The 8,367-nt window shown below is 51.7% G+C and carries 7 protein-coding genes and 1 pseudogene; 1 reads left to right on the top strand and 7 read right to left on the bottom strand.

Annotated elements, in window-relative coordinates; translation table 11 throughout:
* From BN1234_RS15730 to fni, 7 genes are all read right to left on the bottom strand, one after another.
* Positions 1-555 (bottom strand): L-threonylcarbamoyladenylate synthase (locus BN1234_RS15730; RefSeq protein ID WP_245640193.1); only part of this gene is annotated, 555 nt, incomplete at its 3' end.
* Positions 556-914: 359 nt separating this feature from the next.
* Entirely contained in the window at positions 915-1,616 is a 702-nt protein-coding gene (spoIIR, locus tag BN1234_RS15735) for a stage II sporulation protein R (RefSeq protein ID WP_054957618.1), read from the bottom strand.
* A 312-nt stretch (positions 1,617-1,928) separates the two neighbouring features.
* Complete coding sequence (locus tag BN1234_RS15740) at positions 1,929-3,113, bottom strand: FtsW/RodA/SpoVE family cell cycle protein (RefSeq protein ID WP_054957619.1); 1,185 nt, start codon at positions 3,111-3,113, stop codon at positions 1,929-1,931.
* A gap of 105 nt (positions 3,114-3,218) precedes the next feature.
* Entirely contained in the window at positions 3,219-4,058 is an 840-nt protein-coding gene (gene prmC, locus BN1234_RS15745; protein WP_370734077.1) for a peptide chain release factor N(5)-glutamine methyltransferase, read from the bottom strand.
* Between the two features lie 94 nt (positions 4,059-4,152).
* Positions 4,153-5,220, bottom strand: a complete 1,068-nt coding sequence (gene prfA / locus BN1234_RS15750; protein WP_054957621.1) for a peptide chain release factor 1 — start codon at positions 5,218-5,220, stop codon at positions 4,153-4,155.
* 233 nt (positions 5,221-5,453) lie between these two features.
* Positions 5,454-6,554, bottom strand: coding sequence for a redox-regulated ATPase YchF (gene ychF, locus BN1234_RS15755; protein ID WP_054957622.1), 1,101 nt, complete (start codon positions 6,552-6,554; stop codon positions 5,454-5,456).
* Between the two features lie 99 nt (positions 6,555-6,653).
* The gene (gene fni, locus BN1234_RS15760) at positions 6,654-7,754 is read right to left on the bottom strand and encodes a type 2 isopentenyl-diphosphate Delta-isomerase (protein ID WP_156337234.1); all 1,101 of its coding nucleotides are present in this window, start codon (positions 7,752-7,754) and stop codon (positions 6,654-6,656) included.
* 281 nt (positions 7,755-8,035) lie between these two features.
* Between fni and BN1234_RS15765 the strand changes: the two are divergent.
* Positions 8,036-8,367 (top strand): annotated as a pseudogene (locus BN1234_RS15765) (phospholipase); the annotation flags it as partial.

Consider the following 8,367-nt stretch of genomic DNA (forward strand, 5'->3'; position numbering starts at 1 on the left):
GCGCAGCACCGTCACGGCGCCGTCCTGGCTGGCCTGCACGACCGTCGACTCGACACCGACCCCGGCGGGGCCGCCGTCGAGAATGCCGTCGATGGCACCAGCCAGGTCCTCATACACATGGCCGGCCAGCGTCGGGCTTGGCCGGCCCGAGCGGTTCGCGCTGGGCGCAGCGACCGGACACCCGGCGGCGCTGATCAATGCCAGCGCCACCTTATGATCCGGCATGCGGACCGCTACCGTATCCAGCCCTGCCGTCACACGCGTTGACACCGCGCCCGGCTTCACAGGCAGAACGAGCGTCAGCGGTCCCGGCCAGAAGGCATCCATCAGGCGCCGCTCTGTCTCATTGACCCCAAGCACCAGCCCGTCCAGCTGGGACAGCTCGGAAATATGCACGATGAGCGGGTTATCAGAGGGGCGGCCTTTTGCCGCAAATATCTGCTCGACCGCATCCGTGTTCGCCGCATCCGCCCCTAGCCCGTACACTGTCTCGGTTGGAAAGGCTACCGTTCCTCCAGCCGCAAGCACCCGACCCGCTTCCTCGAGTGCACGCATGTCCTCATCACTGAAGCCGAATGCTGCGAAGGCATTCGCTTGCTCATGCCCGGCTTGTGCGGAAGCGGTAGTCTCCACGTGCACGTCTCCCGACTGCGCCTCACCGCTTAAACTCAGCTGCCACATTTTTGTGACCCGATCCCCGGCTTGCCGATTCTGCTGCTGTTCCTGGCGTTCGTTTTCTTTATGTTCCATTCTTATCCCAAGCTTTCTATATAAGTGGTCATCCTTATCCATTATGCCAAAAGAAAAAGCGCTACTATCTTACAGCATCCAGAAGCCCATCCCGGGCTCTAACGCTAAAGAGAAAGCACTCTTCTGCTAAAAAGTGTATCATATTCTACTTCACCTGAATACGATTATGCGAACAAGCCTGTAATCCATTCCCAAACTCCGAACAGTACATCCAGCAGGAAGAACCGAACCTCCGGCTCGCTTGAAGCCGCATTGCTCCGCTTCACAGCATCATCGTCTCCTTGCCCTTGTGCTGAGGCTAACTTCACTGCTTCCGCATCTGCCGGCTGAGCTGCCGCATCCCCGCTTCCTCCATCAATGAAGCATAACGGAGGAAACAGTACGCACCACCAATTCTGACCATTACCCTCTCCGAGGGTAATCCGGACTGCCTCATATTCTCCGGCCGGATATACCGTACCGCCATACAGCTTCGTCGGGAACGGAACCGTACCCAGATTCACATCATATGCATAGGTGATGCCGCGTTTGGAGAGCTCGTCCCCAACCAGCTTACGGATTTGCGGCAGATGGCTGCGGGTTAGCTGTCTTGCTTCCTCCAGGCTTTGCGGGTCATTCAGCTCCAGTACCCACTCCTGCATCTGCGCCACAACTGCATCCCGAATCTCCCGCTTGACCAACTGATCGGATGGGCTATCGGAGTTAGCCAGAATCCGAAGCCGGATCGATTCCTCCGGGATCTGACCTCCTGCTACTGCTGCATCAATCCGCTGTCCTTCCCAAATCATGACGATCATAAATAATATCGATAATAGCATGGTCATTTGTTTAACGATAATACGGAGTGTTTCACTATGCTTGTTCATCTGCGCTCAGCCGCCTCTCCTGATAATCTATGATGTCTATCAGTATGTCCGGCAGAAGATAGAGTTAAACGTGCAATCTAGTATTTTTCAATTGAAAAAGATAGAGTGATTTTTCGGACTCACAAGCGTCTTGTTCATCGTTGGTTGAAGCCTTGCACTCCAGGGCAGAACAACAAAAAAAAAGCCCCGAAGGGCTTTTCTTACGATCAATAACCGATCATTACAACCAAACAGATTGACGAGCTTCTCTGCACTAGAATTGAGCCGCTTCAATAGGTAAGAACGCTTCACGCAGATACTTACTTACAAGTCCTAGCTTTTCTGTGCAGCTGTGCGATACGTGCTCGGCTCCGGGAAATCTTCATCAATCTCCCGTCCGTGAAGCCTTACACTCATCGCCACGCCCATACTTGCCATACTGATTACAAGCGATGTACCGCCATAGCTTATAAACGGAAGCGTAATCCCGGTCAGCGGCATCAGACCGATGAACATGCCGATATTCTCAAAAATCTGATACAGGAACATCGAGACAATACCTACGATCAAGAATGGACCCGCGCGATCCTTGCACTCCAGCGAGATCAGAATCATCCGGTGGATCAGGATAAAGTACAAGAGCAGCAGCACCGACGAGCCAATAAATCCGTATTCCTCTGCAATCTGAACGAAGATGGAGTCAGAATACGTATAAGGCACACGGCCGGACTGTACGGATGTACCCTTCATAAAGCCTTCTCCACCCATACCGCCAGAGGCAATGGCCAGCTTCGCATTATTCGTATGCCAGCTTGCCTTTGCTGTCGCTTTCTCAGGAACAAGCCACGGGTCGATCCGCTCCATCCAGTGAGCCCGGCTTCCTTCCCCCATAAACGCCTTGATATCATCATGATAATGAATATAAGCCTGGGCCGCTCCTAAGAACGTCCCTGCCACCAGCACCAGGCCAAGGAGCGCATGTGTCAGCTTAACATTACCAATCCATAATAACCCGAGCAGGATAATCACATAACTGAGTGCATTCCCGAGGTCGTTAATTCCCATCACGAGCACGAATGGAATAAACGCCAGCAAGCCGACGGGAATAATATCCCGGATAAAGGACAGCCGCGGCTTATTTTTGCGGATCAATACATATGTCAGAAAAATAATCAGGATCAGCTTGAACATCTCTGCCGGCTGCAAGCTGAGGAAACCAAGATTAATCCAGCCCTGCGAGCCGTTTATCGTTGCTCCGAAAAACATGACATAGATCAGCAGCGCTATACCGCCTAAGTAAATATAAAGCGCGTTTTTCATAAGCAGACGATAATCCAGCAAGCTCATTCCAAAAAACGCCATGAAGCCTACAATGTAATAAGCAATCATTCGGATATGGGAGCCATCCAGCTTCGGATCTCCCTTTGTGACACTGTATATCGACGTAATACTCATAATCATTAACATGACTAATACGGTCACAATAACGAAATCGATTTTTTTAAACTTTTGAAGCATATTCGGTCCCCCTGTTATAAGCTGAGCTTCTATGCTCCTATGACTCTATGGTCATTGACGAACAGACTCACTTCCTATTGTAAGAAAAAACGGACCTCATGACAATTACAGCGAGACTCCCAATACATGCCTATCTATACCGGCAAGGTCCGGTACCGTGATAATCTGTTCCCAGTATCCTGCCTTGCGCAGCATTTCCGCTACTTCTTCGGCCTGACCCATCCCTAATTCAAACGCAATGATCCGCGGAGGTGCGGCCAACAGAGTCAGCTGCTCCATCATGATCCGGTACGGTTTCAAGCCATCCGCTCCGCCATCCAGCGCTGTGCGCGGTTCATAATCCCGAACCTCCGGCTGCAGAGTTTCAATATCCTTCGCTGGAATATAAGGAGGGTTGGACACAATAATATCAGGCGCGAGACCCGCAAACGGTTCAAGCAAGTTCCCGAGACGGAAATCCACCCTGGCTCCAAGCCGCTTCGCATTCCGCACCGCTATTTCAAGTGCCTCCGGAGAAATATCACTGGCATACACATGCCAGTCCGGTGACTTCAAGGCCAAGGTTACAGCGATGGCGCCGCTCCCCGTACCGATATCCAGCACCATAGGACCGGATGCCTGCTCAGCCGACTTCTCCTGATCTGCCGACTTCTCCTGACCCGCCGACTTCATCTGGCCAGCCTGCTTCAGCACCTCTTCGACCAGAAGCTCGGTCTCAGGACGCGGAATCAGCACAGCAGGTGTGACCTCAAAGCTCAATCCGTAGAACTCCTGTTCACCGATAATATACTGCGCCGGCACTCCGTTCCCCTTCCGGTTCACAGCTTCTTCCCATGCAGCACGTCGGTCTTCCGGAAAAGGCTCTGGCAGAGCCATATAGTAAGCTGTCCCGTTTAAGCCGAGCACATGCTCCAGCAGCAGCTTCGCATTGTGCTGGGGCTCCATCACGCCGCAGCTTTCTAAAAAAGAAGAAGCCTCCACCAAGGCTTCTCTTATACTACGCTTTGGCGTCGCTACAAATGTTAGTTGCTCCAAAGCGTTATTCTCCTCTATCCATCATTTCAGCCTGCTCGGCAAGAGTCAATGCTGAAACAATTTCCTCGATTTCACCGTTCATCACCTGATCCAGCTTGTGCAGTGTCAGACCAATGCGGTGATCGGTTACCCGGCTCTGCGGGAAGTTGTAAGTCCGAATACGCTCACTGCGGTCTCCGGTACCCACTTTGCTCTTACGCTCGCCGGAATATTTAGCCTCTTCTTCCTGACGCATCATGTCATAAATCCGGGCACGAAGCACCTGCAGCGCCTTCTCCTTATTGGAGTTCTGCGACTTCCCGTCCTGACATGTCGCCACGATGCCTGTCGGCACGTGAGTTACCCGCACGGCAGACTTCGTTGTGTTAACGGACTGTCCGCCCGCACCGCTGGAGCAGAATGTATCCACGCGAATGTCTTTATCGTGGATCTCGATATCTACTTCCTCGGCTTCCGGCATAACAGCTACGGTTGAGGTTGACGTATGAATCCGACCGCCGGATTCGGTAGCCGGGATACGCTGAACCCGGTGCGCTCCGCTCTCAAATTTCATCTTGCTGTATGCGCCGCGTCCGTTGATCATGAAGATAACCTCTTTGAATCCGCCAAGGTCATTCGAGTTGACATCCATGAGATCAACCTTCCAGCCTTGACTATCCGCATAACGGGTATACATCCGGTACAGGTCGGCTGCAAACAGCGCCGCCTCGTCTCCACCCGCTGCACCGCGGATTTCCACGATAACGTTCTTGTCATCATTCGGGTCTTTCGGCAGCAGAAGCACTCGAATCTTCTCTTCGAGCGCCTGCTGGCGTGCGCTCAGTTCATCGATTTCCATCTTCACCATTTCGCGCATTTCATCATCCAGCTTCTCGCCCTGCATTGTTTTGGCAGCTTCAAGCTCTTCAATTACGGTTTTATATTCAGTATAGGCCTCATAAGCAGGCTGCAAATCGGATTGTTCTTTGGAATAATCCCTCAACTTTTTCGAGTCGCTTGCAACGTCGGGATCGCAGAGCAGCTCACTTAACTTATCATAACGGTCCGCAAGGGATTGCAATCGGTCCAACAAGGGTATTCACCTCTCTACATGTATATTCCTGAGTATGTTCAAACAATAGATAGTCATTTATTCCTTAAAAACCTTCGTTTCTGCGGCCAGAGAGCAGCAGCAAACGACTTTTTATTTTAACATATATCCACCCGTTTGGCTAGAAGGCTCATGCGGATAAAAAACGGCAGATCTCCAATCAGTGAAGACCTGCCGCCCTTTAATTACATATCCACTTAATATGTTTGTGCCTCTTATACGTTGAAACGGAAATGCATAACATCGCCGTCTTTAACTGTGTAGTCCTTACCTTCAAGACGCAATTGCCCGCGTTCTTTCGCTCCGTTCATGGAACCTGCAGCCACAAGATCATCATAGGAGACCACCTCGGCACGGATGAACCCGCGCTCGAAATCACTGTGAATAACACCAGCCGCTTGCGGAGCTTTCGTTCCTTTACGGATCGTCCACGCACGAACTTCCTGCACGCCTGCTGTAAAGTATGTGTACAGACCAAGCAGACTGTAGGCTGCCTTGATCAGGCGGTTCAGACCGGATTCCTCAAGACCCAGCTCTTCCAGGAACATCGCCTTGTCTTCACCTTCAAGCTCAGCGATTTCCGCTTCTACCTTGGCACTGATCGGAACAACGACAGCATTCTCTGCTTCTGCAAATTCTCTTACCTGCTGTACGTATGGATTGCTGTCCGCTTCGGCTACGCCGTCCTCGCTCAGGTTCGCTGCATATAATACCGGCTTGAGTGTCAGCAAATGCAGGTCACGGATCATCAGCTTCTCTTCATCGCTAAGCTCGACACTGCGGGCAGGCTGATCGTTGTACAGAGCTTCCTTCACGCGCTCCAGCAGTTCAACCTCTTGGGCGTAAGCTTTGTTGCCGCCCTTCATATTCTTCTTCGTCCGTTCAATACGCTTCTCTACACTGTCGAGGTCAGCCAAAATCAGCTCCAGGTTAATCGTCTGGATGTCGCTGACCGGATTCACCTTGCCGTCGACATGAGTGATGTTCTCATCTTCGAAACATCTTACAACATGCACGATGGCGTCCACTTCACGGATATGGGCAAGGAACTTGTTCCCGAGGCCCTCTCCTTTACTTGCACCGCGAACCAAACCTGCAATGTCTACAAATTCAAACGCAGTCGGCACAGTTTTGTTCGGCACCACCAGTTCGGTCAGCTTGTCCAGACGCTCGTCCGGCACTTCCACCACGCCGACGTTAGGGTCAATCGTACAAAACGGATAGTTAGCCGATTCTGCCCCCGCCTGTGTGATTGCATTAAACAATGTGGATTTACCGACGTTCGGCAGACCGACGATCCCTGCTTTTAAAGCCATTTATGTGACAACTCCTTATAGTTTCTCTAAAGTTTCGCTAAACAATCTTATTAATTATATCAGAACATCGATTTTGTTCAAACCAATAATATCGCTCATCTATAATCGCTTAACCAGGCGATTCGTCTCCTTAAGTGCAGCGATATCGGCAGCTCCAATGCCGAACATGGCCGTTCGCAGCTCGAGCTCAACCTGCGCCAGCCTTTGGTCCAGCGCTTCCTCGGAAGCAACTGCAGATCCGAGCAGTCCGCGTCCGAAGCCGGTCAGATCAGCACCCAGGGCAATGGCCTTGGCAGCATCCACCCCGTTCTTCAGGCCGCCGCTTCCTATTAATGCTGCCGAAGGGATGGCCTCCCTAATCTCGGCAATGCACTCCGCGGTCGGGTTGCCCCAATCTGCAAAAGCCTCAGCTGCCGCACGGCGTACCGGATCCAGACTTCGGAATTTCTCAACCTGGCTCCAGGAGGTGCCTCCAGCTCCCGCTACATCAATGAATGCGGCACCGGCATTAAGCAGATTCCGGGCTGTATACACGTCAATCCCCCAGCCCACTTCCTTGATCCCCACCGGAACACCGATCACCCGGCACAGCTCTTCGATCTTGGACAGCAGTCCGCCGAATCGGGTATTTCCTTCCGGCTGGAACACCTCCTGCAGTCCGTTTAAATGCAGCACCAGCATGTCTGCCCCTGCAATATCCACCGCCCGGCGGCATTCATCTACTCCAAAGCCGTAATTCAGCTGCACCGCCCCAAGGTTCGCAATAACGGGGATGCTTGGCGCCTTCTCACGCACCCGAAAAGTCGGAGCAAGCTCTCCATGCTCCACGGCAGCACGAACTGAACCAACGCCAAGCGCCCAGCCCCGCTCCTCTGCCGCCGCTGCCAGACGCATGTTAATCTCGCCTGTTGCCTTGCTGCCGCCTGTCATGGAGCTGATCAGAAATGGTGTCCGAAGCGTAAATCCAAGAAACGACGTATCCAGCCGCACGTCGTCAAAATCCACTTCAGGCAATGCCGCATGGCGAAACCGGTATTTCTCGAAACCGGTGGTCACCCCTTGGCCGCCTACTTCTTCTTCTAGACATAGGCGGACATGTTCGATTTTCCGTTCCCCTGTCGGTCTCTCCGGCAGCAGCATGCCGCTCTGTTCACCTGCCTGTCCTACTGCAGGCTTGTCTTTTCCACTCTGCTTGTCCATACTTCCCTCCCGAGCTGTATTCATAAGCTATCACTTCACCGATGAGTCTCTTCATCCGACTCCATACTATTAAGTACATGGTTATACCCATTTCCCACATAAGTACATTGATTATACCCATTCCCCACATATCTGTCGAACAAACGGCCGTTGTCCTTTCGGCCTGTCTTAATTGAAGGGTAATCTCCAGTTTTGCTTCAAAAGTTCACCCATGTTGTTATATAAATCTTGAAACAAGCTTAACCTAAACCGAGCTTAATCCCCTGGAAAGAAGGTTTATTATGCCCTTTCGTCCTTCATCTCGTAATGTTCTGCATAAGCAGCGAAAATGGCGGCGTTGGGCAGGGATCGCCGCTCTACTTCTCATCCTCTGGCTCATTGCTGTTATGGTATACCAGACTCATAAACCTCTGCCCCCGGGTATATCCTATGAAAGTCCTCTTTATCATACAGATGATGTGAAGTTCTGGACTGACCTGACTTATACAGGTGCCGATGGACAGGTCGTGCACGATCAGCAAATCTATAAGCGAATCGGTCAGATTATTGAAGAATCCCGTAAGTTTGTTGTGATTGATATGTTCCTGTTTAACGATTACACACATAAGGATCA

It is taken from the genome of Paenibacillus dakarensis, from assembly GCF_001373415.1.
Taxonomy (GTDB): Bacteria; Bacillota; Bacilli; order Paenibacillales; family Paenibacillaceae; genus Paenibacillus_AQ; species Paenibacillus_AQ dakarensis.